General features: G+C 57.3%; 21 protein-coding genes. 17 read left to right on the top strand and 4 right to left on the bottom strand.

The window, feature by feature from the left end:
- The first annotated feature begins 190 nt into the window (after positions 1-190).
- On the top strand, positions 191-1,291 hold the full coding sequence (gene livJ, locus ACW9E7_RS00230) for a branched chain amino acid ABC transporter substrate-binding protein LivJ (protein WP_143344528.1): 1,101 nt from the start codon (positions 191-193) through the stop codon (positions 1,289-1,291).
- 177 nt (positions 1,292-1,468) lie between these two features.
- Here livJ and panM read toward each other — a convergent pair whose 3' ends face one another.
- Positions 1,469-1,852, bottom strand: a complete 384-nt coding sequence (gene panM / locus ACW9E7_RS00235; RefSeq protein WP_023334145.1) for an aspartate 1-decarboxylase autocleavage activator PanM — start codon at positions 1,850-1,852, stop codon at positions 1,469-1,471.
- Positions 1,853-2,276: 424 nt separating this feature from the next.
- On the opposite strand from panM, the gene livK reads away from it, so the two are divergent.
- The 10 genes from livK to ugpQ all read left to right on the top strand — a co-directional run bounded on the left by livK (position 2,277) and on the right by ugpQ (position 12,345).
- Positions 2,277-3,386, top strand: a complete 1,110-nt coding sequence (gene livK / locus ACW9E7_RS00240; protein WP_458727061.1) for a high-affinity branched-chain amino acid ABC transporter substrate-binding protein LivK — start codon at positions 2,277-2,279, stop codon at positions 3,384-3,386.
- A gap of 46 nt (positions 3,387-3,432) precedes the next feature.
- Positions 3,433-4,359: a high-affinity branched-chain amino acid ABC transporter permease LivH gene (gene livH, locus ACW9E7_RS00245; protein ID WP_013099131.1), complete on the top strand. Its 927-nt coding sequence runs from the start codon at positions 3,433-3,435 to the stop codon at positions 4,357-4,359.
- Positions 4,356-5,633: a branched chain amino acid ABC transporter permease LivM gene (gene livM / locus ACW9E7_RS00250; protein WP_048226437.1), complete on the top strand. Its 1,278-nt coding sequence runs from the start codon at positions 4,356-4,358 to the stop codon at positions 5,631-5,633. Before livH ends, livM begins: the two co-directional genes overlap by 4 nt.
- On the top strand, positions 5,630-6,397 hold the full coding sequence (gene livG / locus ACW9E7_RS00255) for a high-affinity branched-chain amino acid ABC transporter ATP-binding protein LivG (protein ID WP_024906698.1): 768 nt from the start codon (positions 5,630-5,632) through the stop codon (positions 6,395-6,397). Before livM ends, livG begins: the two co-directional genes overlap by 4 nt.
- Before the next feature lies 1 nt (position 6,398).
- The gene (gene livF, locus ACW9E7_RS00260) at positions 6,399-7,112 is read left to right on the top strand and encodes a high-affinity branched-chain amino acid ABC transporter ATP-binding protein LivF (protein WP_008500102.1); all 714 of its coding nucleotides are present in this window, start codon (positions 6,399-6,401) and stop codon (positions 7,110-7,112) included.
- Positions 7,113-7,364: 252 nt separating this feature from the next.
- Positions 7,365-8,681: a sn-glycerol-3-phosphate ABC transporter substrate-binding protein UgpB gene (gene ugpB, locus ACW9E7_RS00265; RefSeq protein ID WP_023310025.1), complete on the top strand. Its 1,317-nt coding sequence runs from the start codon at positions 7,365-7,367 to the stop codon at positions 8,679-8,681.
- A 119-nt stretch (positions 8,682-8,800) separates the two neighbouring features.
- Complete coding sequence (gene ugpA / locus ACW9E7_RS00270; RefSeq protein ID WP_023310026.1) at positions 8,801-9,688, top strand: sn-glycerol-3-phosphate ABC transporter permease UgpA; 888 nt, start codon at positions 8,801-8,803, stop codon at positions 9,686-9,688.
- Positions 9,685-10,530, top strand: a complete 846-nt coding sequence (gene ugpE / locus ACW9E7_RS00275; RefSeq protein ID WP_023310027.1) for a sn-glycerol-3-phosphate ABC transporter permease UgpE — start codon at positions 9,685-9,687, stop codon at positions 10,528-10,530. Before ugpA ends, ugpE begins: the two co-directional genes overlap by 4 nt.
- A gap of 1 nt (position 10,531) precedes the next feature.
- Positions 10,532-11,602, top strand: a complete 1,071-nt coding sequence (locus ACW9E7_RS00280; protein WP_458727062.1) for a sn-glycerol-3-phosphate import ATP-binding protein UgpC — start codon at positions 10,532-10,534, stop codon at positions 11,600-11,602.
- Positions 11,599-12,345: a glycerophosphodiester phosphodiesterase gene (gene ugpQ / locus ACW9E7_RS00285; protein ID WP_458727063.1), complete on the top strand. Its 747-nt coding sequence runs from the start codon at positions 11,599-11,601 to the stop codon at positions 12,343-12,345. The genes ACW9E7_RS00280 and ugpQ overlap by 4 nt, the downstream gene beginning before the upstream one ends.
- On the opposite strand, the gene ACW9E7_RS00290 is transcribed toward ugpQ, so the two are convergent.
- A complete protein-coding gene (locus ACW9E7_RS00290) occupies positions 12,329-12,706 on the bottom strand; it encodes a DUF2756 family protein (RefSeq protein WP_111964217.1) in 378 nt (125 codons plus the stop codon). The genes ugpQ and ACW9E7_RS00290 overlap by 17 nt on opposite strands.
- A gap of 123 nt (positions 12,707-12,829) precedes the next feature.
- Here ACW9E7_RS00290 and ggt point away from each other — a divergent pair, with 123 nt between their 5' ends.
- Entirely contained in the window at positions 12,830-14,575 is a 1,746-nt protein-coding gene (ggt, locus tag ACW9E7_RS00295; protein WP_458727064.1) for a gamma-glutamyltransferase, read from the top strand.
- 86 nt (positions 14,576-14,661) lie between these two features.
- On the opposite strand, the gene yhhY is transcribed toward ggt, so the two are convergent.
- Positions 14,662-15,150: an N-acetyltransferase gene (yhhY, locus tag ACW9E7_RS00300; RefSeq protein WP_021242744.1), complete on the bottom strand. Its 489-nt coding sequence runs from the start codon at positions 15,148-15,150 to the stop codon at positions 14,662-14,664.
- Positions 15,151-15,406: 256 nt separating this feature from the next.
- On the opposite strand from yhhY, the gene ACW9E7_RS00305 reads away from it, so the two are divergent.
- The 5 genes from ACW9E7_RS00305 to gntU all read left to right on the top strand — a co-directional run bounded on the left by ACW9E7_RS00305 (position 15,407) and on the right by gntU (position 20,358).
- On the top strand, positions 15,407-16,444 hold the full coding sequence (locus ACW9E7_RS00305) for an oxidoreductase (protein ID WP_458727065.1): 1,038 nt from the start codon (positions 15,407-15,409) through the stop codon (positions 16,442-16,444).
- A 123-nt stretch (positions 16,445-16,567) separates the two neighbouring features.
- On the top strand, positions 16,568-17,263 hold the full coding sequence (locus ACW9E7_RS00310) for a pirin family protein (protein WP_021242746.1): 696 nt from the start codon (positions 16,568-16,570) through the stop codon (positions 17,261-17,263).
- Between the two features lie 101 nt (positions 17,264-17,364).
- Positions 17,365-18,360: a gluconate operon transcriptional repressor GntR gene (gntR, locus tag ACW9E7_RS00315; RefSeq protein ID WP_021242747.1), complete on the top strand. Its 996-nt coding sequence runs from the start codon at positions 17,365-17,367 to the stop codon at positions 18,358-18,360.
- Positions 18,361-18,486: 126 nt separating this feature from the next.
- Positions 18,487-19,014 (top strand): gluconokinase, encoded by a 528-nt coding sequence (gene gntK, locus ACW9E7_RS00320; protein WP_008503362.1) that lies wholly within the window; start codon positions 18,487-18,489, stop codon positions 19,012-19,014.
- Positions 19,015-19,017: 3 nt separating this feature from the next.
- Positions 19,018-20,358 carry a gluconate transporter gene (gene gntU, locus ACW9E7_RS00325; RefSeq protein WP_023310036.1) on the top strand — a complete coding sequence of 447 codons (1,341 nt, stop codon included), beginning with the start codon at positions 19,018-19,020 and terminating at the stop codon, positions 20,356-20,358.
- A gap of 116 nt (positions 20,359-20,474) precedes the next feature.
- On the opposite strand, the gene plsB is transcribed toward gntU, so the two are convergent.
- Positions 20,475-22,895, bottom strand: coding sequence for a glycerol-3-phosphate 1-O-acyltransferase PlsB (plsB, locus tag ACW9E7_RS00330; protein WP_458727066.1), 2,421 nt, complete (start codon positions 22,893-22,895; stop codon positions 20,475-20,477).
- Positions 22,896-23,012: the final 117 nt, after the last annotated feature.

Raw genomic sequence — 23,012 nt, forward strand, 5'->3', positions numbered from 1 at the left:
TGCCCGGCGGTAAATCCTGCCGGGCTTATCATATATTCATTTCAAATTAGCTATTCCAAAATCATAAAAATCGGGTATGTTTTAGCAGAGTATGCTGAAAAAGCGCGGACAGCACACCTATAACTGACATAAAGCGCTGCACAACAACATCACAACAATCGTAATAACCATAATAATGGGGAATCTCAGGATGAACATGAAGGGTAAAGCGTTACTGGCAGGATGTATCGCGTTGGCATTCAGCACCATGGCACAGGCAGACATCAAGGTGGCTGTGGTTGGCGCGATGTCCGGTCCGGTAGCACAGTACGGCGACCAGGAATTTACCGGCGCTGAACAGGCGGTTGCAGACATTAATGCTAAGGGCGGTATCAAAGGCGAAAAACTGCAGATCGTAAAATATGATGATGCCTGTGACCCGAAACAAGCGGTCGCGGTCGCGAACAAAGTGGTGAACGACGGGATCAAATACGTTATCGGTCACCTGTGCTCTTCCTCTACTCAGCCCGCGTCTGACATCTACGAAGACGAAGGTATTCTGATGATCACCCCGGCAGCGACCGCACCGGAGCTGACTGCGCGTGGCTACAAGCTGACCCTGCGCACCACCGGCCTGGACTCAGACCAGGGCCCAACCGCGGCGAAATACATCGTTGAAAAAGTGAAGCCGAAGCGCATTGCTATCGTTCATGACAAGCAGCAGTACGGTGAAGGTCTGGCGCGTTCAGTGCAGGACAACCTCAAGAAAGCCAATGCCGACGTGGTGTTCTTCGACGGGATCACCGCCGGTGAGAAAGACTTCTCCACCCTGGTTGCGCGTCTGAAGAAAGAGAATATCGACTTTGTTTACTACGGCGGCTACCATCCGGAAATGGGCCAGATCCTGCGTCAGGCGCGCGCTGCTGGCCTGAAAACCCAGTTTATGGGCCCGGAAGGCGTGGCGAACGTTTCTCTGTCTAACATTGCGGGTGAATCAGCCGAAGGTCTGCTGGTGACCAAACCGAAGAACTACGACCAGGTCCCTGCGAACAAACCTATCGTAGATGCCATCAAGGCGAAGAAACAGGATCCAAGCGGCGCGTTCGTCTGGACCACCTACGCGGCGCTGCAGTCTCTGCAGGCAGGCCTGAACCAGTCAGCCGATCCGGCTGAAATTGCCACCTGGCTGAAAGCGAATACGGTCCAGACTGTTATGGGGCCACTCTCCTGGGACGAGAAGGGCGACCTGAAGGGCTTCGAGTTCGGCGTGTTTGACTGGCATGCCAATGGCACGGCGACAGACGCAAAATAATTTTCCCGTCTCCTTTCGCGCCGCAGGTGCGTTGGCTGCGTTATTCAACCCCGGTCACTTACTTATGTCAGCTCCCGGGGATTTCATAACTTGCCGCCTTCCTGCAACACGAAATGCTTGGGAAAATACAGTGGAGAATGTAGGCCGGGTAAGGCGCAGCCGCCACCCGGCTTTCTTTTAGCGCTTCTCCCACCCGCTCTCCTGCGCCGTAAAGCCTAACGCCTGCATAAACGCTGCCATCACGCCGCGGTCTTCTACGCCCACGTCGGCCATCCACCATGAGGTCACGCTTGGGTTTTCGCGGATCACTTCTTCAATTAAATACTGTCCCACGCCGCGACGACGGGTGACGTCACGAACGCGCAGTGAGTCCAGCGCTCCTTCTGTACCGCTCAGGGTGACGCGAACCGCAGCCAGCAGGCGCTCGTTAAAACGCGCGGCATAAATGCGGTGGGTCTCATCAACGCGCAGCGACGAAGGGGAATATTCCGGCCAGATCTTGCCCAGGTCGATATGATCCTGGTCGCTAAAGGTCACCAGACGCACGATAGTCAGTTTCATTAGCTACTTGTCCAAATCAAATTGAGTAGAGGCAGTGTACTCAATTTATTCACTCAGCGGCTTCCTCTTTTTATTCTCATTAACCAGGTGATTAGTTTTTTGGCAACGCGATGGGCAGTTTGAAAACACATGGATCGAAAAATAAGCAGAATTTTAACCTGAATGGTAGTGATTTATTCGGCGCTTTGTACCGTTATTTTATGCTGCAAACTGCACTTTTATTTGTTTATCTCTGCCTGATTTCAGAATATTATCTTTGCTTAATCGCCTGAAAAATAGAGATTTTAGTCTGGTTTTTGACAAAAACCTGCGCTAAACCATTAAAGGCACTGGTAAAAATAGCGTTGTTCATTAAAAGTACAGAATGCTTTTTAACCATAATAAAACAAAATATAAACACGACATCACGAATGGGGATTCAGAGATGAAAAGGAACGCGAAGACGTTAATCGCGGGGATGGTCGCACTGTCGATCTCGCATGCCGCCATGGCGGAGGACATTAAAGTTGCGGTAGTGGGCGCGATGTCCGGCCCTGTTGCGCAGTGGGGTGATATGGAGTTCAACGGTGCGCGCCAGGCCATCAAAGACATCAACGCTAAGGGCGGCATCAAAGGCGACAAGCTGGTGGGCGTAGAATATGACGACGCCTGCGATCCGAAACAGGCCGTCGCGGTCGCCAACAAAATCGTTAACGACGGCATCCAGTATGTTATCGGCCACCTGTGCTCGTCGTCCACCCAGCCCGCTTCTGATATCTACGAAGACGAAGGCATTCTGATGATCACCCCTGGCGCCACTAACCCTGAGCTGACCCAGCGCGGATACCAGCACATCATGCGTACCGCGGGGCTGGACTCCTCTCAGGGGCCAACCGCCGCCAAATACATCCTTGAAACCGTCAAGCCGCAGCGTATCGCCATTATTCATGACAAGCAGCAGTACGGCGAAGGCCTGGCGCGCTCCGTTCAGGACGGCCTGAAAAAAGGCGACGCAAACATCGTCTTTTTCGACGGGATTACCGCCGGTGAGAAAGACTTTTCCGCGCTGATCGCCCGCCTGCAAAAAGAGAATATCGACTTTGTTTACTACGGCGGCTACTACCCGGAGATGGGCCAGATGCTGCGTCAGGCGCGCGCCACCGGTCTGAAGACCCAGTTTATGGGGCCAGAGGGCGTGGGCAATGCCTCTCTGTCAAACATCGCCGGGGATTCTGCTGAAGGCATGCTGGTGACGATGCCAAAACGCTATGACCAGGATCCGGCCAACAAGGCTATCGTGGATGCGCTCAAGGCGCAGAAGAAAGATCCGAGTGGTCCGTACGTCTGGATCACCTACGCCGCCGTACAGTCTCTGGCCACCGCGCTGGAACGCTCCGGCAGCAAAGAACCGCTGGATCTGGTGAAAGATTTAAAAGCACACGGGGCGAACACCGTGATTGGGCCGCTGAACTGGGATGAGAAAGGCGATCTGAAGGGATTTGAGTTTGGTGTCTTTAAGTGGCACGCCGACGGTTCATCCTCGGCCGCCAAATAATTATCCCACCGCCCGGACTGACGGGCGGGTATAAAAAGGTTTGCATATGTCCGAGCAGTTTCTCTATTTCCTGCAGCAGATGTTTAACGGCGTTACGCTGGGAAGCACCTACGCGCTGATCGCCATCGGCTATACGATGGTTTACGGCATTATCGGCATGATCAACTTCGCCCACGGCGAGGTCTACATGATCGGTAGCTATGTCTCCTTTATGATTATTGCTGCCCTTATGATGATGGGCATCGACAGCAGCTGGCTGCTGGTCGCAGCCGGGTTTGTTGGCGCGATTGTAATTGCCAGCGCCTACGGCTGGAGCATCGAGCGCGTGGCCTACCGGCCGGTGCGCAGCTCCAAGCGTCTGATTGCGTTGATTTCCGCGATCGGGATGTCGATCTTCCTGCAAAACTACGTCAGCCTCACCGAAGGCTCGCGCGACGTGGCGCTGCCAAGCCTGTTTAACGGCCAGTGGATTGTGGGGGCCAGTGAAAACTTCTCGGCTTCTATCACCACTATGCAGCTGGTTATCTGGGTCGTGACCTTTATTGCGATGCTCGCCCTGACGCTGTTCATCCGCTACTCGCGTATGGGTCGCGCCTGCCGCGCCTGCGCAGAAGACCTGAAGATGGCGAGCCTGCTCGGCATCAACACCGACCGCGTGATTGCCCTGACCTTCGTGATTGGCGCCGCGATGGCGGCCGTCGCAGGCGTGCTGCTCGGCCAGTTCTACGGCGTGATCAACCCGTACATCGGCTTTATGGCCGGGATGAAAGCGTTTACCGCGGCGGTTCTGGGCGGTATCGGCAGTATTCCGGGGGCGATGATCGGCGGCCTGATCCTGGGTGTGGCGGAAGCGCTCTCCTCGGCGTATCTGAGCACTGAGTATAAAGATGTGGTGTCGTTTGCCCTGCTGATTCTGGTTCTGCTGGTGATGCCTACCGGTATTCTGGGCCGTCCGGAGGTAGAGAAAGTATGAAACCGATGCATTTTGCAATGGCGCTGCTCTCTGCCGCCATGTTCTTCGTGCTGGCGGGCGTCTTTATGGGCGTCCAGTTAGGTCTGGACGGGACGAAGCTGGTGGTAGACGCCGCCCCCGACATCCGCTGGCAGTGGGTATTTATCGGCACTGCCGTGGTGTTCCTGTTCCAGCTGCTGCGTCCGCTGTTCCAGAAGTCGCTGAAAAACGTCTCCGGGCCGAAATTCGTTCTGCCGGCCATCGACGGGTCAACCGTTAAGCAGAAGCTGTTCCTCGTGGCGCTGCTGGTGGCCGCCGTGGCGTGGCCGTTTGTGGTCTCTCGTGGAACCGTAGATATCGCTACCCTGACCATGATCTACGTGATTCTTGGTCTTGGTCTGAACGTGGTGGTGGGGCTATCTGGCCTGCTGGTGCTTGGCTACGGCGGCTTCTACGCCATCGGCGCCTACACCTTCGCGCTGCTGAACCACTATTACGGCCTCGGCTTCTGGACCTGTCTGCCGCTGGCGGGGCTGGTCTCCGCCGCAGCCGGTTTCCTGCTTGGCTTCCCGGTGCTGCGCCTGCGCGGTGACTACCTGGCGATCGTGACCTTAGGCTTCGGTGAAATCGTCCGTATCCTGCTGCTGAACAACACCGAAGTGACCGGCGGCCCGAACGGCATCAGCCAGATCCCGAAACCGACCTTCTTCGGTCTGGAGTTCAGCCGTACCGCCCGCGAAGGCGGCTGGGATACCTTCAGTAACTTCTTCGGCGTGAAGTATGACCCGTCCGACCGCGTGATCTGGCTCTATCTGGTAGCGCTGCTGCTGGTGGTGATCACCCTGTTCGTGATTAACCGCCTGCTGCGCATGCCGCTGGGCCGCGCGTGGGAAGCACTGCGCGAGGATGAGATCGCCTGCCGTTCCCTGGGCCTGAACCCGACACGCATCAAGCTGACCGCGTTCACCATCAGCGCCGCGTTTGCCGGTTTCGCCGGGACGCTGTTTGCCGCGCGTCAGGGCTTCGTCAGCCCGGAATCGTTCACCTTTGCCGAATCCGCTTTTGTGCTGGCGATTGTGGTGCTCGGCGGGATGGGCTCGCAGTTCGCCGTTATCCTCGCGGCCATCCTGCTGGTGGTTTCGCGCGAGCTGATGCGCGACTTTAACGAATACAGCATGTTAATGCTGGGTGGTTTGATGGTGCTGATGATGATCTGGCGTCCGCAGGGCTTGCTGCCGATGACCCGTCCACAGCTGAAGCTGAAGAACGGGCAAGCGAAAGGAGAGCAGGCATGAGTCAGCCATTATTATCCGTTAACGGTCTGATGATGCGTTTTGGCGGCCTGCTGGCGGTCAACAATGTGTCACTGGATCTGCACAAGAAAGAGATTGTCTCCCTGATTGGCCCGAACGGCGCGGGGAAAACCACGGTCTTTAACTGCCTGACCGGCTTCTACAAGCCGACGGGCGGCACCATCATGCTGCGCGACAAGCACCTTGAAGGGCTGCCGGGCCAGCAGATTGCCCGCATGGGCGTGGTGCGTACCTTCCAGCACGTGCGTCTGTTCCGCGAGATGACGGTGATTGAGAACCTGCTGGTTGCGCAGCATCAGCAGCTGAAAACCGGGCTGTTCTCCGGTCTGCTGAAAACCCCGGCCTTCCGCCGCGCCCAGGATGAAGCGCTCGATCGCGCCGCCACCTGGCTCGACCGAATTGGCCTGCTGCAGCACGCTAACCGCCAGGCGAGCAATCTGGCCTACGGCGACCAGCGTCGTCTGGAGATTGTGCGCTGCATGGTCACCCAGCCGGAAATCCTGATGCTCGACGAACCGGCGGCGGGCCTCAACCCGAAAGAGACCAAAGAGCTGGACGAGCTGATTGCTGAGCTGCGCGATCACCACGACACCACCATTCTGCTGATTGAGCACGACATGAAGCTGGTAATGGGCATTTCCGACCGTATCTACGTGGTTAACCAGGGTACGCCGCTGGCAAACGGCACGCCGGAAGAGATTCGCAACAACCCGGACGTGATCCGCGCATACCTGGGTGAGGCATAAGATGGAAAAAGCGATGTTAACGTTCGACAAGGTCAACGCGCACTACGGCAAGATTCAGGCGCTGCACGACGTCAGCCTGCATATCAATCAGGGTGAAATCGTGACCCTGATTGGCGCCAACGGCGCGGGCAAAACCACGCTGCTCGGCACCCTGTGCGGTGACCCGCGCGCCACCAGCGGGCGGATTGTGTTCGATGGCAAAGACATTACCGACTGGCAGACCGCCAGAATCATGCGCGAGGCGGTGGCGATTGTTCCGGAAGGGCGCCGCGTGTTCTCGCGTATGACGGTGGAAGAGAACCTGGCGATGGGCGGGTTCTTCGCCCACCGCGATGAATACCAGACCCGCATCAAGTGGGTGTACGAACTCTTCCCGCGCCTGTGGGAGCGCCGCATTCAGCGTGCGGGCACCATGTCCGGCGGTGAGCAGCAGATGCTGGCGATCGGCCGCGCGCTGATGAGCCAGCCGCGCCTGCTGCTGCTGGATGAGCCGTCGCTCGGCCTGGCGCCAATCATCATCCAACAGATATTCGACACCATCGAGCAGCTGCGCAAAGAGGGGATGACCATCTTCCTCGTCGAGCAGAACGCCAACCAGGCGCTGAAGCTCGCCGACCGTGGCTACGTGCTGGAGAACGGCCGCGTGGTGCTGGAAGACACCGGCGACGCGCTGCTGGCGAACGAAGCGGTGCGGAGCGCGTATCTGGGCGGATAGGTAAAAGCAAAAAGGCAACGCAAGTTGCCTTTTTTAGTGTTTTCTCCCTCTCCCTGTGGGAGAGGGCCGGGGTGAGGGCACCAGACCGCACCCAACCATCCAACCCCCTTCACATAACCATCATCCCCCTGACCCTTTACTGTCACTTATCTGTAAACAAACAGTTATTTTTCTGTCATTCGAGCATGTCATGTTACCTCGCGAGCATAAAACGCGTGATATCGCGCATCCGGCACAATAAGAGAGATGACAATGACATCGTTACGACACACAGCTTTGGGTCTGGCACTGGGTCTGGCTTTTGCGACGAACGCAATGGCTGTGACGACCATTCCGTTCTGGCATTCCATGGAAGGGGAGTTGGGTAAAGAAGTTGACTCCCTGGCGCAGCGTTTCAACGACACCCACCCGGATTACAAAATTGTGCCGGTGTACAAAGGCAACTACGAGCAGAGCCTGAGCGCGGGCATCGCCGCCTTCCGTACCGGCAACGCGCCTGCACTGTTACAGGTTTATGAAGTGGGCACCGCCACGATGATGGCCTCCAAAGCCATCAAGCCGGTCTATGAAGTATTCAAAGAAGCGGGTATTAACTTCGATGAATCCCAGTTCGTGCCAACCGTAGCGGGTTACTACACCGATTCCAAAACCGGACATCTGCTGTCTCAGCCGTTTAACAGCTCCACGCCGGTGCTGTACTACAACAAAGACGCCTTCAAGAAAGCCGGTTTAGATCCGGAGCAGCCGCCAAAAACCTGGCAGGACCTGGCCGAATACACCGCGAAGCTGAAAGCGGCGGGAATGAAGTGCGGCTACGCCAGCGGCTGGCAGGGCTGGATCCAGATTGAAAACTTCAGCGCCTGGCATGGCCTGCCGGTTGCGACCAAAAACAACGGCTTCGACGGCACCGATGCGGTACTGGAGTTCAACAAGCCGGAGCAGGTGAAGCACATTGCGCTGCTTGCCGATCTGAACAAGAAGGGCGACTTCAGCTACTTCGGGCGTAAAGACGAATCCACCGAGAAGTTCTACAACGGCGACTGCGCCATTACCACCGCCTCGTCCGGCTCTCTGGCGGATATCCGCCACTACGCCAAATTTAACTACGGCGTGGGCATGATGCCGTATGACGCTGACGTGAAGGGCGCGCCGCAGAACGCCATCATCGGCGGGGCGAGCCTGTGGGTGATGCAGGGTAAAGACAAGGGCACCTATAAAGGCGTGGCCGAGTTCCTCGACTTCCTGGCGAAGCCGGAAAACGCCGCCGAATGGCACCAGAAGACCGGCTACCTGCCGATCACCAAAGCCGCGTATGACCTGACCCGCGAGCAGGGCTTCTACAGCAAGAACCCAGGGGCGGACATCGCGACGCGCCAGATGCTGAACAAGCCGCCGTTGCCGTTCACCAAAGGCCTGCGTCTGGGCAACATGCCGCAGATCCGCACCATCGTGGATGAAGAGCTGGAAAGCGTGTGGACCGGGAAGAAAACGCCACAGCAGGCGCTGGATTCTGCGGTAGAGCGCGGGAATCAGCTGCTGCGCCGCTTTGAGCAGTCGACGAAATCGTAAAAAAATGCCCGGTGACGCGCAGCGTTCCGGGCCTACGGATTAATGCGGCCTGATGCCTCACCCCAACCCTCTCCCCCAGGGAGAGGGAGAAAACAGAAATCGCCAGGAACCAAATCTCAATGTCATCATCCCGTCCGGTGTTCCGTTCCCGCTGGCTTCCGTACCTGTTGGTCGCGCCGCAGCTGGTCATCACCGTTATCTTCTTTATCTGGCCTGCGGGCGAAGCGCTGTGGTACTCGGTACAAAGCGTCGACCCGTTCGGGCTTTCCAGCCAGTTTGTTGGTCTGGACAACTTTACCGCGCTGTTCCATGACAGCTACTACCTGGACTCCTTCTGGACGACGATGAAGTTCAGCGCGCTGGTGACCGTCAGCGGTCTGGTTGCCTCGCTGTTTTTCGCCGCGCTGGTGGACTATGTAGTGCGCGGCAGCCGTATTTATCAAACCCTGATGCTGCTGCCTTACGCCGTGGCTCCCGCCGTCGCCGCCGTGCTGTGGATCTTCCTGTTTAACCCCGGGCGCGGGTTGATTACCCACTTCCTGGCCGAACTGGGCTACGACTGGAACCACGCCCAGAACAGCGGCCAGGCGATGTTTCTGGTGGTGTTCGCCTCGGTGTGGAAGCAGATCAGCTACAACTTCCTGTTCTTCTTTGCCGCGCTGCAGTCCATCCCGCGCTCGCTGGTGGAAGCCGCTGCCATCGACGGGGCTGGGCCCATTCGTCGTTTCTTCAGACTGTCGCTGCCGCTGATCGCCCCGGTGAGTTTCTTCCTGCTGGTGGTTAACCTCGTGTACGCCTTCTTCGACACCTTCCCGGTGATCGACGCGGCGACCGCAGGCGGTCCGGTACAGGCGACCACGACGCTGATTTACAAAATCTACCGCGAAGGCTTTGCGGGGCTGGATCTCTCCGCCTCCGCCGCGCAGTCGGTTGTGCTGATGTTCCTCGTCATCATCCTCACGGTGGTGCAGTTCCGCTATGTCGAAAGTAAGGTGCGCTACCAATGATTGAGAACCGTCGCGGGCTGACGATTTTCAGCCATACCATGCTGATTTTAGGGATCATCGTTATCCTCTTCCCGCTGTACGTGGCGTTTGTCGCCGCCACGCTGGACACCAAAGCGGTGTTCGACACGCCGATGACGCTGCTCCCCGGCGGGCATCTGTTCGAGAACATGAAGACCATCTGGACCCGGGGCGTGGGCGCCAACAGCGCGCCGTTCTGGCTGATGATGCTCAACAGCTTCATCATGGCGTTTGGCATTACGGTCGGCAAAATTACGGTGTCGATGCTTTCGGCCTTCGCCATCGTCTGGTTCCGCTTTCCGCTGCGTAACCTCTTCTTCTGGATGATCTTCATTACGCTGATGCTGCCGGTAGAGGTGCGTATCTTCCCGACGGTGGAGGTGATCGCCAACCTGAAGATGCTCGACAGCTACGCGGGCTTAACCCTGCCGCTGATGGCCTCGGCGACCGCCACCTTCCTGTTCCGCCAGTTCTTTATGACCCTGCCGGACGAGCTGATTGAAGCGGCGCGCATCGACGGCGCGTCGCCGATGCGCTTCTTCCGCGACATCGTGCTGCCGCTGTCGAAAACCAACCTTGCGGCGCTGTTTGTGATCACCTTTATCTACGGCTGGAACCAGTACCTGTGGCCGCTGCTGATTATTCAGGACGTCAACCTCGGCACCGCCGTGGCGGGCATCAAAGGCATGATCGCCACCGGCGAAGGCACCACCCTCTGGAACCAGGTGATGGCGGCGATGCTGCTCACCCTTATCCCACCCGTAGTCATTGTTTTAGCCATGCAGCGCGCGTTTGTCCGCGGCCTGGTCGATAGCGAGAAATAAGATGGCAGGTTTAAAACTTCAGGCAGTAACCAAAAGCTGGGATGGTAAAACCCAGGTGATTCAGCCGCTGACGCTCGACGTGGCGGACGGAGAATTCATCGTGATGGTCGGCCCGTCCGGCTGCGGCAAATCCACGCTGCTGCGCATGGTGGCGGGGCTGGAGCGCGTAACCTCCGGGGATATCTGGATTGATCGTCAGCGCGTCACCGAAATGGAGCCAAAAGACAGGGGCATCGCGATGGTGTTCCAGAACTACGCCCTCTATCCGCACATGAGCGTGGAAGAGAACATGGCCTGGGGGCTGAAAATCCGCGGCATGGGCAAAGGCCTTATCGACGAGCGGGTGAAAGAGGCGGCGCGTATTCTCGAGCTGGACGGCCTGCTGAAGCGCCGCCCGCGCGAGCTCTCCGGCGGCCAGCGCCAGCGCGTAGCGATGGGGCGCGCCATCGTGCGCGATCCGGCGGTATTCCTGTTCGACGAGCCGCTCTCTAACCTCGATGCCAAGCTGCGCGTGCAGATGCGTCTTGAGCTGCAGCAATTGCACCGTCGTCTGAAAACCACCTCGCTGTACGTTACCCACGATCAGGTCGAAGCCATGACCCTCGCCCAGCGCGTGATGGTGATGAACAAAGGCGTTGCCGAGCAGATTGGTACCCCGGTGGAAGTGTATGAGAAACCGGCTACCCGCTTTGTGGCGAGCTTTATCGGCAGCCCGGCGATGAACCTGCTGGAAGGGCGTATCAGCAGCGCGGGCTCGCACTTTGAGCTGGAAAGCGGGATGGCATTGCCAATCAACTGGTACTATCGTGGCTACGCCGGGCGTAAGATGACGCTCGGTATCCGCCCGGAACATATCGGTTTAACCTCTCAGGCGGAAGGAGGCGTGCCGCTGGTCATGGACACGCTGGAGATGTTGGGTGCAGATAACCTGGCGCACGGGCGCTGGGGCGAGCAAAAGATGGTGGTGCGTCTGGCACATCAGGAGCGCCCTAAAGCAGGCAGCACGCTGTGGCTGCACCTGCCGGAAAATCATCTGCACCTTTTTGACGGTGAAACAGGACAACGAGTATGAGCAACTGGCCTTATCCCCACGTCGTCGCCCACCGCGGCGGCGGTAAACTGGCGCCGGAGAACACCCTGGCGGCGATTGATGTTGGCGCGCGTTACGGCCACACCATGATCGAGTTCGACGCCAAGCTGTCGAAAGACGGCGAGATTTTCCTGCTGCATGACGATAACCTCGAACGCACCAGCAACGGCTGGGGCGTGGCGGGCGATCTGCCGTGGCGCGATCTGCTGAAAGTCGACGCCGGAAGCTGGTACAGCGGCGAATTCAAAGGCGAACCGCTGCCGCTGCTGGCGGAAGTGGCCGATCGCTGTCGCCAGCACGGCATGATGGCCAATATCGAAATTAAACCGACCACCGGCACCGGGCCGCTGACCGGCAAAGTGATTGCCCTTGCCGCGCGCGAGCTGTGGGAAGGGATGACCGCGCCGCTACTCTCCTCGTTTGAAATCGACGCGCTGGAGGCGGCGCAGGCTGCCGCGCCGGAGCTGCCGCGCGGGCTATTGTTGGACGAGTGGCGCGAAGACTGGCGCGAGCTGACGACGCGCTTAGCGTGCGTCTCTATTCATCTCAACCACAAGCTGCTGGATGAGGCGCGGGTGAAGATGCTGAAGGACGCGGGTCTGCATATTCTGGTTTACACCGTCAATAAACCCCAGCGCGCGGCCGAACTGCTGCGCTGGGGGGTAGACAGCATCTGCACCGATGCAATCGACCTGATCGGCCCGGACTTTAGTTCTGCGGATTAAGCATACTGCCATTCGACTGCGGCGGCAGCATATGCTGCTGTCCGCTACCTGACGACGTCATTCCCCCTAACATCCCGCCGTTTTTATTTGGCAACGGTTGCTCGCGCACCTGCCCCTGCTGCACGCGCTGGGTGTTGGCGTTCATCTGATTTTGCAGGCTTTGCTGCTGCACCTGGGTCTGCGTTCTCAGCTGCTGATTCAACATCCCTTTTTGCTGCTGCTGCTGGCTCATCATCTCGGTCTGCATACGCTGCTGGCTCGGGATGACGTAACCCTGCTGATTCGGGTTATTCATGGTGTTGAGGGGCTGTGCGAGCGCGGCAAACGGGATCAGCGCCGTAAGAATCAATAAGCGTTTCATTGTCATTTCCTCCTTTTGAGGTCTCTCTTAAGTTTACCCTGATTTCACCATGACGATGATTTTTTAGGAGTTGTGAACCAGGCTTAAGCGGGGAATATGGATCCCTTCACCTGGAGAACAATAATGATGAAACCAACGTTTTTGCGCTGGGTCGCCCTCGCCGCGCTGATGGCTGGCGGTACATTTAGCGTGGCGGGGAACCCGCCCGCGGCGCCTCCGGTCTCTTACGGCGTGGAGGAAGATGTTTTTCATCCCGTGCGGGCAACCCACGGCATGGTGGCATCCGTGGATGCGCTGGCGACCCGCGTGGGCGTCGATATTCTCAGACAGGGCGGTAACGCGGTGGATGCCGCGGTCGCCGTCGGCTACGCGCTGGCGGTGACGCACCCGCAAGCGGGGAACCTGGGCGGTGGCGGCTTTATGATGCTGCGCACCAAAGACGGGAAAACCACCGCCATCGACTTCCGTGAAATGGCGCCTTCTCAGGCGTCACGAGACATGTTCCTTGATGACCAGGGCAACCCTGACAGTAAAAAATCCCTGACCTCGCATCTCGCGTCCGGCACGCCGGGCACCGTTGCGGGCTTCTCGCTGGCGCTGGAAAAATACGGCACGATGCCGCTGAACAAGGTGGTGCAGCCTGCCATCAAGCTGGCGCGGGAGGGCTTTGTGGTGAATGACGCGCTGGCAGACGACCTCAAAACCTACGGCAGCGAAGTCATTCCGAATCATGAAAACAGCAAGGCCATCTTCTGGAAAGACGGCGAGCCGCTGAAGAAGGGCGATAAGCTGGTGCAAAAAAACCTCGCTAAAAGCCTGGAGCTGATTGCGGAGCACGGTCCGGACGCCTTCTACAAAGGGGCGATTGCCGATCAGATTGCGGAAGAGATGCAGAAGAACGGCGGGCTCATCACCAAAGCGGATCTGGCGGACTACAGGGCGGTGGAGCGCGAGCCGATTAGCGGCACCTACCGCGGGTATGAGGTCTTCTCCATGCCGCCGCCGTCTTCCGGGGGCATTCACATCGTGCAGATCCTCAACATTCTTGAAAACTTCGATATGCACAAGTTCGGCTTTGGCAGCGCGGATGCCATGCAGATAATGGCGGAAGCGGAAAAACGCGCCTATGCCGATCGCTCGGAATATCTCGGCGACCCGGACTTCGTGAAGGTGCCGTGGCAGGCGCTGACCAACAAGGCGTACGCCAAATCCATTGCCGATCAGATCGATATCAACAAGGCCAGGCCGTCGAGCGAGATCCGCCCCGGCAAGCTGGCGCCGTATGAAAGCAACCAGACCACCCACTTCTCGGTGGTGGATAAAGACGGTAACGCGGTGGCGGTGACCTATACGCTCAACACCACGTTTGGCACCGGGATTGTGGCGGGCAACAGCGGCATTCTGCTGAACAACGAGATGGATGACTTCTCCGCCAAGCCGGGCGTGCCGAACGTCTACGGGCTGGTCGGCGGCGATGCGAATGCGGTAGGACCGAAGAAACGTCCGCTGTCGTCCATGTCGCCCACAATCGTGGTGAAAGAGGGCAAAACCTGGCTGGTAACCGGCAGCCCGGGCGGCAGCCGAATTATCACCACAGTATTGCAGATGGTGGTGAACAGCATCGACTTTGGGATGAACGTCGCCGAAGCCACCAACGCACCGCGCTTCCATCATCAGTGGCTGCCGGACGAGCTGCGCGTCGAGAAGGGCTTTAGCCCGGACACCATTAAACTGCTGGAGCAGCGTGGGCAGAAGGTGGCGGTGAAAGAGGCGATGGGCAGCACCCAGAGCATTATGGTAGGGCCGGACGGAGCGCTGTTTGGCGCATCAGATCCGCGTTCGGTGGATGATTTGACGGCGGGGTATTGATGTATTGCCCGGTGGCGCTGCGGTTACCGGGCCTACAACTGCACGAACGAAGGCCGGGCAAGGCGAAGCCGCCCCCCGGCAAATCACTACTTCATTCTCGCCATATAATACGCGTCCACATATTCGCCGTTGCGCAGGGCAAATTTCTTGCCGGTCCCTTCGATTTCAAAACCAAAATTTTTATAGAGGGCAACTGCCGCGGGGTTATCGGCAAAGACCGTCAGTTCGATACGTTCAATGCGCAACCAGTTGTCACACAGGTTGATCATCTCGCTCATGAGCCTGCGGCCTACGCCGCGTCCCTGCATATCCGCAGCAACGCTGATGCCGAATGTGGCAACATGGCTGCGACGCGGGTTTTCCATTACGTCCAGCGCCATATGTCCAATAACGCGCTGGTCAAGACAGGCAACGAGATGGCGCCGGCCTGGTTTTGTCGCAACGCGTTCGTGCCACATTTCCATAGAAGGATGAGGGAGTTGTAGCGTGTCGTGATACACATCAGGATGCGACATGATGTCACGTAAAGCTTCTGCATCGCTGGGTTCGATGTGGCGTATCACTATCTCACTCATTCCTTGTTCCTCAGTCAGTTAAAAGTCCCTTCCAACATCAATGACTTTAAAATTTGAGTCAACCGCTATTTTTTGCAAAAAGTATTGGACAAGTGCGAATGAGAATGATTATTATTGCTCTGCATTCAGGAAGACCGCTACGGGAACCTGAAAGCACGACATTGCTCACATTGCTTCCAGTATTACTTTAGCCAGCTTTTAGCTGGCTTTTTTTTTGTTATGGTTAGACTCAGTAACCTTCCAAAAGGACTGAGCCATGACACTACATTGCGCATTTATTGGATTTGGTAAAAGCACCACCCGCTACCACCTGCCGTATGTCCTCAACCGTAAAGATACCTGGCATGTGGCCCATATCTACCGCCGCCGCGCGAAGCCGGAAGAGCAGTCTCCGCAGTACTCCCACATCCACTTCACCAGCGATCTCGATGAGGTGCTTAACGACCCGCAGGTGAAGCTGGTGATTGTCTGCACCCACGCCGACAGCCATTTTGACTATGCCAAACGCGCGCTCAATGCGGGTAAAAACGTGCTGGTAGAAAAGCCGTTCACCCCGACTATTGCCGAAGCGAAAGAGCTGTTCGCGCTGGCGAAAAGCAAAGGCCTGACCGTCACGCCGTATCAGAACCGTCGCTTTGACAGCTGCTTCCTGACGGCGAAAAAAGCGATTGAAAGCGGCAAGCTCGGCAACATCGTGGAAATCGAAAGTCACTTCGATTACTACCGTCCGGTGGCGGAAACGCAGCCCGGACTGCCTCAGGATGGTTCGTTCTATGGTCTGGGCGTGCACACCATGGACCAGATCATCTCCCTGTTTGGCCGCCCGGACCACGTGGCGTATGACATTCGCAGCCTGCGCAACAAAGCCAATCCGGACGATACCTTCGAAGCCCAGCTGTTCTACGGCGATCTGAAGGCCATCGTCAAAACCAGCCACCTGATGAAGATCGACTACCCGAAATTTATCGTTCACGGTACCCGGGGTTCGTTCATTAAGTACGGCATTGACCAGCAGGAGACCAGCCTGAAGGCCAATATCATGCCGGGCGAGCCGGGATTTGCCGCGGACGATTCCGTGGGCGTGCTGGAGTATGTGAACGACGAGGGCATGACGGTCAAAGAAACGCTGAAGCCGGAAAGCGGCGACTATGGCCGCGTCTACGATGCGCTGTTTGAGACCCTAACAAACGGCACGGCGAATTACGTCAAGGAATCTGACGTTCTGATCAACCTCGAAATCCTTGAGCGGGCCTTCGAACAGGCTTCTCCTGCCACGATAACCCTCGCGAAATAAGCAAAAACGGCTCCTCTGAACTTGTTCACAATTTTTGAACAGAGGAGTCAATTTTCACCCTCTATGATCCCAGGCCGTTTGCGTCCACACTTACTCCATCGAAACGAACTGAGGGTGAAAACAATGATCTACTTACGCAAAGCAAACGAACGTGGTCACGCGAATCATGGCTGGCTGGACTCATGGCATTCATTCTCGTTTGCCGACTACTACGACCCGAACTTCATGGGCTTCTCCGCGCTGCGCGTGATTAACGACGACGTGATTGATGCAGGCCAGGGCTTCGGTACCCACCCGCACAAAGACATGGAAATCCTTACCTATGTGCTGGAAGGCGCGGTTGAGCACCAGGACAGCATGGGCAACAAAGAGCAGGTTCCGGCGGGCGAGTTCCAGATTATGAGCGCGGGTACCGGGGTGCGTCACTCCGAGTACAACCCGAGCAAAACGGAAAAACTGCACCTGTATCAAATCTGGATCATTCCAGAAGAGACCGGCATCACGCCGCGCTACGAGCAGCGCCGCTTCGACGCGAAACAGGGCAAACAGCTGGTGCTGTCCCCGGATGCGCGTGAAGGTTCCCTGAAAGTGCATCAGGATATGGAGCTGTACCGCTGGGCGCTGGCGAAAGATGAACAGTCCGTGCATCAGATTGCCGCTAACCGCCGCGTCTGGATCCAGGTGGTGAAAGGTGACGTGTCCATCAACGGGACCAAAGCGACAACCGCCGATGGTCTGGCCATCTGGGACGAGCAGGCGATCTCCGTGCACGCCGACAGCGAAAGCGAAATTCTGCTGTTTGACCTGCCGCCGGTGTAATAAAACATAAATAAATCCCCATCCTTCCCTTTGACAGGGGAAGGATGGGCTTTGTCCGTGGTAAACTGAGCAAATCTATCACTTCAAGATTTCTCAGGACGATGAAAAAGAAACGCCCCGTACTTCAGGATGTCGCCGATCGCGTCGGTGTGACCAAAATGACGGTCAGCCGTTTTTTACGTAACCCGGAACAGGTTTCCGTAGCGTTACGTGGCAAGATTGCCGCTGCCCTTGATGAACTGGGTTATATCCCCAACCGCGCGCCCGATATTCTCTCCAATGCGACCAGCCGCGCGGTGGGCGTTCTGCTTCCTTCTTTGACCAACCAGGTTTTCGCCGAAGTATTACGTGGAATAGAAAGCGTCACCGATGCGTTTGGCTACCAGACCATGCTCGCCCACTACGGGTACAAGCCGGAACTCGAAGAGGAACGTCTTGAGTCGATGCTTTCCTGGAACATTGACGGCCTGATTTTAACCGAACGAACCCACACTGCCCGCACGCTCAAAATGATTGAAGTGGCCGGTATTCCGGTCGTGGAGCTGATGGACAGCCAGTCGCCGTGCCTCGACATCGCCGTGGGGTTTGATAACTTCGAAGCGGCGCGTCAGATGACGGCGGCCATTATCGCCCGCGGGCACCGTCATATCGCCTATCTGGGTGCGCGTCTTGATGAACGTACTATCATCAAACAGAAGGGATACGAGCAGGCGATGCTTGACGCGAACTTAACCCCCTACAGCGTGATGGTGGAGCAGTCCTCTTCCTATACGTCGGGTATTGAGCTGATGCGTCAGGCACGACGTGAGTATCCGCAACTGGACGGTATTTTCTGTACCAACGATGACCTTGCGGTCGGCGCAGCATTTGAGTGTCAGCGTCTGGGGCTGAAGATCCCTGATGATATGGCGATCGCCGGTTTCCACGGCCACGACATTGGCCAGGTGATGGAGCCGCGTCTGGCGAGCGTCCTGACCCCGCGTGAACGTATGGGCCGCATTGGCGCAGAACGCCTGCTGGCGCGCATTCGTGGCGAGACGGTTACCCCGAAAATGTTAGATTTAGGTTTCACCTTGTCACCGGGTGGATCTATTTGAACTGACAAATTTGAAGTAGCTCACACTTATTCACTTCGCGCACGTTTGGATATTGCTTCTCTTTTGCCCCAGCAGGACAATGTTACCGATAACTGTTACCCGTAACAATTGACTGAGGGACACCCTTTGAGCACGACTAATCACGATCACCACGTCTACGTCCTGATGGGCGTTTCCGGTAGCGGGAAATCAGCCGTGGCCAGCGAAGTGGCGCATCAACTCCAGGCTGCGTTTCTTGATGGCGACTTCCTCCATCCGCGCAGCAACATCATGAAAATGGCCTCCGGCGAGCCGCTGAACGACGACGACCGCAAACCGTGGTTGCAGGCGCTGAATGACGCCGCGTTCGCTATGCAGCGTACCAATAAAGTCTCCCTGATCGTCTGCTCCGCGCTGAAAAAAACCTATCGCGACCTGCTGCGCGACGGCAACCCAAACCTCTCTTTCATCTACCTGAAAGGGGATTTCGAAGTGATTGAAAGCCGCCTGAAGGCGCGTAAAGGTCACTTCTTCAAAACCCAGATGCTGGTAACGCAGTTCGAAGCGCTGCAGGAGCCGGGTGAAGACGAGAAAGACGTCTTAGTGGTTGATATCGATCAGTCACTGGAGGGTGTTGTTGCCAGCACCATCGAGGTCATTAATAAAAGGCAGTAAGTTTTGAGTACATTAACGCTAGTTTTGACAGCAGTGGGTTCGGTATTGCTGCTGCTGTTTTTAGTGATGAAGGCGCGCATGCACGCCTTTGTTGCTTTGATGGTGGTTTCTATTGGTGCTGGTCTCTTTTCCGGTATGCCGCTCGACAAGATCGCCGCGACGATGGAAAAAGGGATGGGCGGTACGCTGGGCTTCCTGGCGATTGTGGTCGCGCTGGGCGCGATGTTTGGCAAGATTTTGCACGAGACGGGCGCGGTCGACCAGATTGCAGTGAAGATGCTGAAATCCTTTGGCCACAGCCGTGCGCACTACGCGATTGGCCTGGCAGGGCTGATTTGCGCGCTGCCGCTGTTCTTCGAAGTGGCCGTTGTGCTGCTGATAAGCGTCGCATTCTCCATGGCGCGCCATACTGGTACTAACCTCGTGAAGCTGGTCATTCCGCTGTTTGCGGGGGTGGCGGCGGCTGCGGCGTTTCTGCTGCCGGGGCCTGCGCCGATGCTGCTTGCCTCCCAGATGCACGCCGACTTTGGCTGGATGATCCTGATTGGCCTGTGCGCGGCAATCCCGGGGATGATTATCGCCGGTCCGCTGTGGGGCAACTTCATCAGCCGTTACGTTGAGCTGCATATTCCGGATGACGTCACCGAGCCGCACCTGGGCGAGGGCAAAATGCCGTCCTTCGGCTTCAGCCTGTCGCTGATCCTGCTGCCGCTGGTTCTGGTGGGTCTGAAAACCATCGCCGCGCGCTTTGTGCCGGTGGGTTCCAGCGCCTACGAATGGTTCGAGTTCATCGGTCACCCATTTACGGCGATCCTGGTGGCCTGTCTGGTGGCGATTTACGGCCTGGCGATGCGTCAGGGGATGCCGAAAGACCGGGTGATGGAGATTTGCGGTGCGGCGCTGCAGCCTGCGGGCATTATCCTGCTGGTGATCGGTGCCGGCGGCGTGTTCAAGCAGGTGCTGGTGGATTCCGGCGTGGGCCCGGCTCTGGGTGAAGCGCTGACCGGGATGGGCCTGCCGATTGCGGTAACCTGTTTTGTGTTGGCTGCGGCGGTTCGTATCATTCAGGGTTCCGCCACCGTGGCGTGTTTAACCGCCGTGGGTCTGGTGATGCCGGTGATTGAACAGCTGAACTACTCCGGTGCCCAGATGGCCGCGCTCTCTATCTGTATCGCGGGCGGTTCGATTGTGGTCTCTCACGTTAACGACGCCGGCTTCTGGCTGTTCGGTAAGTTTACCGGCGCCACCGAAGCGCAAACCCTGAAAACCTGGACGCTGATGGAAACCATACTCGGCACGACGGGTGCGATTGTCGGGATGATTGCCTTTACGCTGCTCAGCTAAATGCAATGATTTAACAAGGCAGAAAAAAAGGCCCGGTAGCGTTAACGCTTACCGGGCCTTTTATTATGCAGAACGTCAGGCCGGGTCAGGTGAAACCATCACCCGGCTTTTTAACATCACTCGCCCTGCGTGGCGCTCTCAATCGTCAAGCGCACGTCCGAGGTAATCAGCTCTGCGAGCATCTGGTAAACCTTCAGCGTCTCTTCCGGCTCGGCATCGCCTGTATCGCTGATGAAGCCTTCATCACGCAGCGTCAGTACCAGAGAACTAAAGACTGCTTTGTCGAAGAATTCAGGGGCGTTAATGCCGTGCAGAACGGACAGGCGCTGGGCCAGCGTCCGGCTTTCTTTCTCCAGCGTACCGCGGTTGATGGACGGGTTCGCACTCAGCAGCCAGAACGTAATGGCGTAGCGCTGCAGCGTTTCACGCGCACCGGCCGCCAGCAGCTGCAGGGTACGGGAGCGTGACGGATTGATGTGCAGCTCGTCGTTTGAAACGGCGATCAGCCCCTGGCGACGCATCTCTTCCGTCATCTTATCCAGTTCTGTCGCCAGCTCATCCTTACTCCAGCGCAGGAACAGCTCCGCTTTCAGCATCGGATAGATGGTCTCAAGATGGCGCAATAGCTCCTGACGGGAGATATGACGATGCTGGGTAATAATGGCGGCCATGAGCGACGGCAGCATCAGCATATGCGTGATGTTGTTGCGGTAGTAGGTCATCAGCACCGCCTGCTCGCGCGGCAGAATGATGATGTCGCCGATCGTGTCCTTTTCGACTTCAAACTTGTTCATCTGAAGCGCGTGATCGATAAGCTCACTGGCGGTCGCAGAAGGTACGGTCGAATCAACCGAATACGGCACGTTCCGCATCATATCCAGATAGCAATCCAGCTGCTCTGTGAGCTGTTCACGGGTCAGCGAGCGCTGGCGCGAAGCCAGAAGCGCCGTACAGCACAGGTTCATGGCGTTAGCCGCACCGGCGTTGTTAATGCGCACCATCAGCTCGGACGCGATGCCGTTAACCGTTGGCGTCAGCCAGGCCGGACGCACCGCTTCGATAGGATCGATGGACTCGCGCCACTCCGGAACGTGATGGTTCAGGTACGTCATCAGCGGCATCGGCTCGCCGAAGTTAACGTAGCCCTGACCAAGATTGCGCAACTTGCTCAAGCCGCGCAGCATCTGCGGCAGGCTCTCTTTCTCTTTGGTCGCGCCACGCAGCTCTTTCGCGTACGTGCCCACTTCCATCACGTGCTCGTAGCCAATGTAGATAGGCACCAGCGTAATCGGACGGGTACCTCCGCGCAGCATGGCCTGGATGGTCATCGACAGCGTGCCGGTCTTCGGATCGAGCAGACGTCCGGTACGGGAACGACCGCCCTCCACGAAGTACTCCACGGAATAGCCGCGGCTGAACAGCTCGCCCAGATACTCGCGGAACACGGTGGAGTAGAGCTTGTTACCCTTGAAGGTACGACGAATAAAGAACGCGCCCAGGCGGCGGAAAATCGGACCTGCTGGCCAGAAATTCAGGTTGATACCGGCAGCAATGTGCGGCGGTACCAGCCCCTGATGATAGAGCACGTATGAAAGGAGCAGGTAGTCCATGTGGCTGCGGTGGCAGGGGACATAGACAATCTCATGGCCATCATGCGCCAGCTGACGCACGCGCTCGGCGTTATGGACGTTGATGCCCTGATACAGGCGGTTCCACGTAAAGCCGAGAATACGATCGGAAAGGCGAATCATCTCGTAAGAGAAGTTCGCTGCAATCTCTTCCATCAGCGCAATGGCGTTCTGCTGGGCTTTCTCATGCGAAATTTTCTTGCTGCGCGCTTCATCTTCAACGGCGCGGGCAATCGCTTTGGAGGCCAGCAGCTTGTTGAACAGATCCTGACGCGCCGGGAGGCGTGGCCCTACGGCAGCGAGGCGCTGACGAGCGAAGTGCATACGCGCCACGCGCGCCAGTTTTTGCGCGATGATCTTGTCGGTGCCGTGCTCGTCCGCCATGTGACGCAGCGAAACGGAAGGGGAGAAACGTACAAAGCTGTCGCGTCCCAGCCAGGAGACCGCAAAGAACTTCTGGATGCCGTTAAGCATGCGCAGCGGCGGGTTCTCTTCACCTTTTTCGCGGCCCGGACGACGACCAAACATCACCGATACCGGCACCATCTGCACATCCAGATCGGGGTTGCTGCGGTGCAGGTCGAGATAGTCATGGAACAGCTTGATGGACTCTTCTTTCGGCGTGTAATAGGTAAACACGCGCGGCCCGCCGTGGATGAACACGTAGCGCGGCAGCAGCGTACCGTCAACTTCCAGCGGTTCAAGCGGATCTGGTAAGTCATGCGCCAGACACTGGGCGCGAAGCGTCAGTAAGTCAGCCTTCGAGTTATAAGGCAAAACGTACATAATGGGACGCGACGTATCGAGCCCCAGTTCCAGCGCGGGTTCTGCTGGGATAGACTTGCTTTTTACCAGGATGCTTAATGGTAAATTAAGTAATTTGTAGTAAATTCGTGGCCAGCCGGACATAAACGATGTAAAGCCTCTGGTTAATAATGCAATTGCGGCGCAAGGATAACAGAAAGCGCGCAAAATTTCTGTTGTTACCCGTCATACTTCAGGCTGTAGCGAAACGCGCTACGGCTC

It is taken from the genome of Enterobacter sp. H2G27, assembly GCF_054403075.1.

Excerpts from the sequence above, each read along its gene's own strand:
- livJ (WP_143344528.1), top strand. The coding sequence starts at position 191 with ATGAACATGAAGGGTAAAGCGTTACTGGCAGGATGTATCGCGTTGGCA.
- livH (WP_013099131.1), top strand. The coding sequence starts at position 3,433 with ATGTCCGAGCAGTTTCTCTATTTCCTGCAGCAGATGTTTAACGGCGTT.
- panM (WP_023334145.1), bottom strand. The coding sequence starts at position 1,852 with ATGAAACTGACTATCGTGCGTCTGGTGACCTTTAGCGACCAGGATCAT.
- yhhY (WP_021242744.1), bottom strand. The coding sequence starts at position 15,150 with ATGAGTGAGATAGTGATACGCCACATCGAACCCAGCGATGCAGAAGCT.
- ACW9E7_RS00310 (WP_021242746.1), top strand. The coding sequence starts at position 16,568 with ATGATCTACTTACGCAAAGCAAACGAACGTGGTCACGCGAATCATGGC.
- livF (WP_008500102.1), top strand. The coding sequence starts at position 6,399 with ATGGAAAAAGCGATGTTAACGTTCGACAAGGTCAACGCGCACTACGGC.
- ACW9E7_RS00280 (WP_458727062.1), top strand. The coding sequence starts at position 10,532 with ATGGCAGGTTTAAAACTTCAGGCAGTAACCAAAAGCTGGGATGGTAAA.
- ugpE (WP_023310027.1), top strand. The coding sequence starts at position 9,685 with ATGATTGAGAACCGTCGCGGGCTGACGATTTTCAGCCATACCATGCTG.
- ggt (WP_458727064.1), top strand. The coding sequence starts at position 12,830 with ATGATGAAACCAACGTTTTTGCGCTGGGTCGCCCTCGCCGCGCTGATG.
- plsB (WP_458727066.1), bottom strand. The coding sequence starts at position 22,895 with ATGTCCGGCTGGCCACGAATTTACTACAAATTACTTAATTTACCATTA.
- gntR (WP_021242747.1), top strand. The coding sequence starts at position 17,365 with ATGAAAAAGAAACGCCCCGTACTTCAGGATGTCGCCGATCGCGTCGGT.
- ugpA (WP_023310026.1), top strand. The coding sequence starts at position 8,801 with ATGTCATCATCCCGTCCGGTGTTCCGTTCCCGCTGGCTTCCGTACCTG.
- ugpB (WP_023310025.1), top strand. The coding sequence starts at position 7,365 with ATGACATCGTTACGACACACAGCTTTGGGTCTGGCACTGGGTCTGGCT.
- ugpQ (WP_458727063.1), top strand. The coding sequence starts at position 11,599 with ATGAGCAACTGGCCTTATCCCCACGTCGTCGCCCACCGCGGCGGCGGT.
- ACW9E7_RS00305 (WP_458727065.1), top strand. The coding sequence starts at position 15,407 with ATGACACTACATTGCGCATTTATTGGATTTGGTAAAAGCACCACCCGC.
- livM (WP_048226437.1), top strand. The coding sequence starts at position 4,356 with ATGAAACCGATGCATTTTGCAATGGCGCTGCTCTCTGCCGCCATGTTC.
- livG (WP_024906698.1), top strand. The coding sequence starts at position 5,630 with ATGAGTCAGCCATTATTATCCGTTAACGGTCTGATGATGCGTTTTGGC.
- livK (WP_458727061.1), top strand. The coding sequence starts at position 2,277 with ATGAAAAGGAACGCGAAGACGTTAATCGCGGGGATGGTCGCACTGTCG.
- ACW9E7_RS00290 (WP_111964217.1), bottom strand. The coding sequence starts at position 12,706 with ATGAAACGCTTATTGATTCTTACGGCGCTGATCCCGTTTGCCGCGCTC.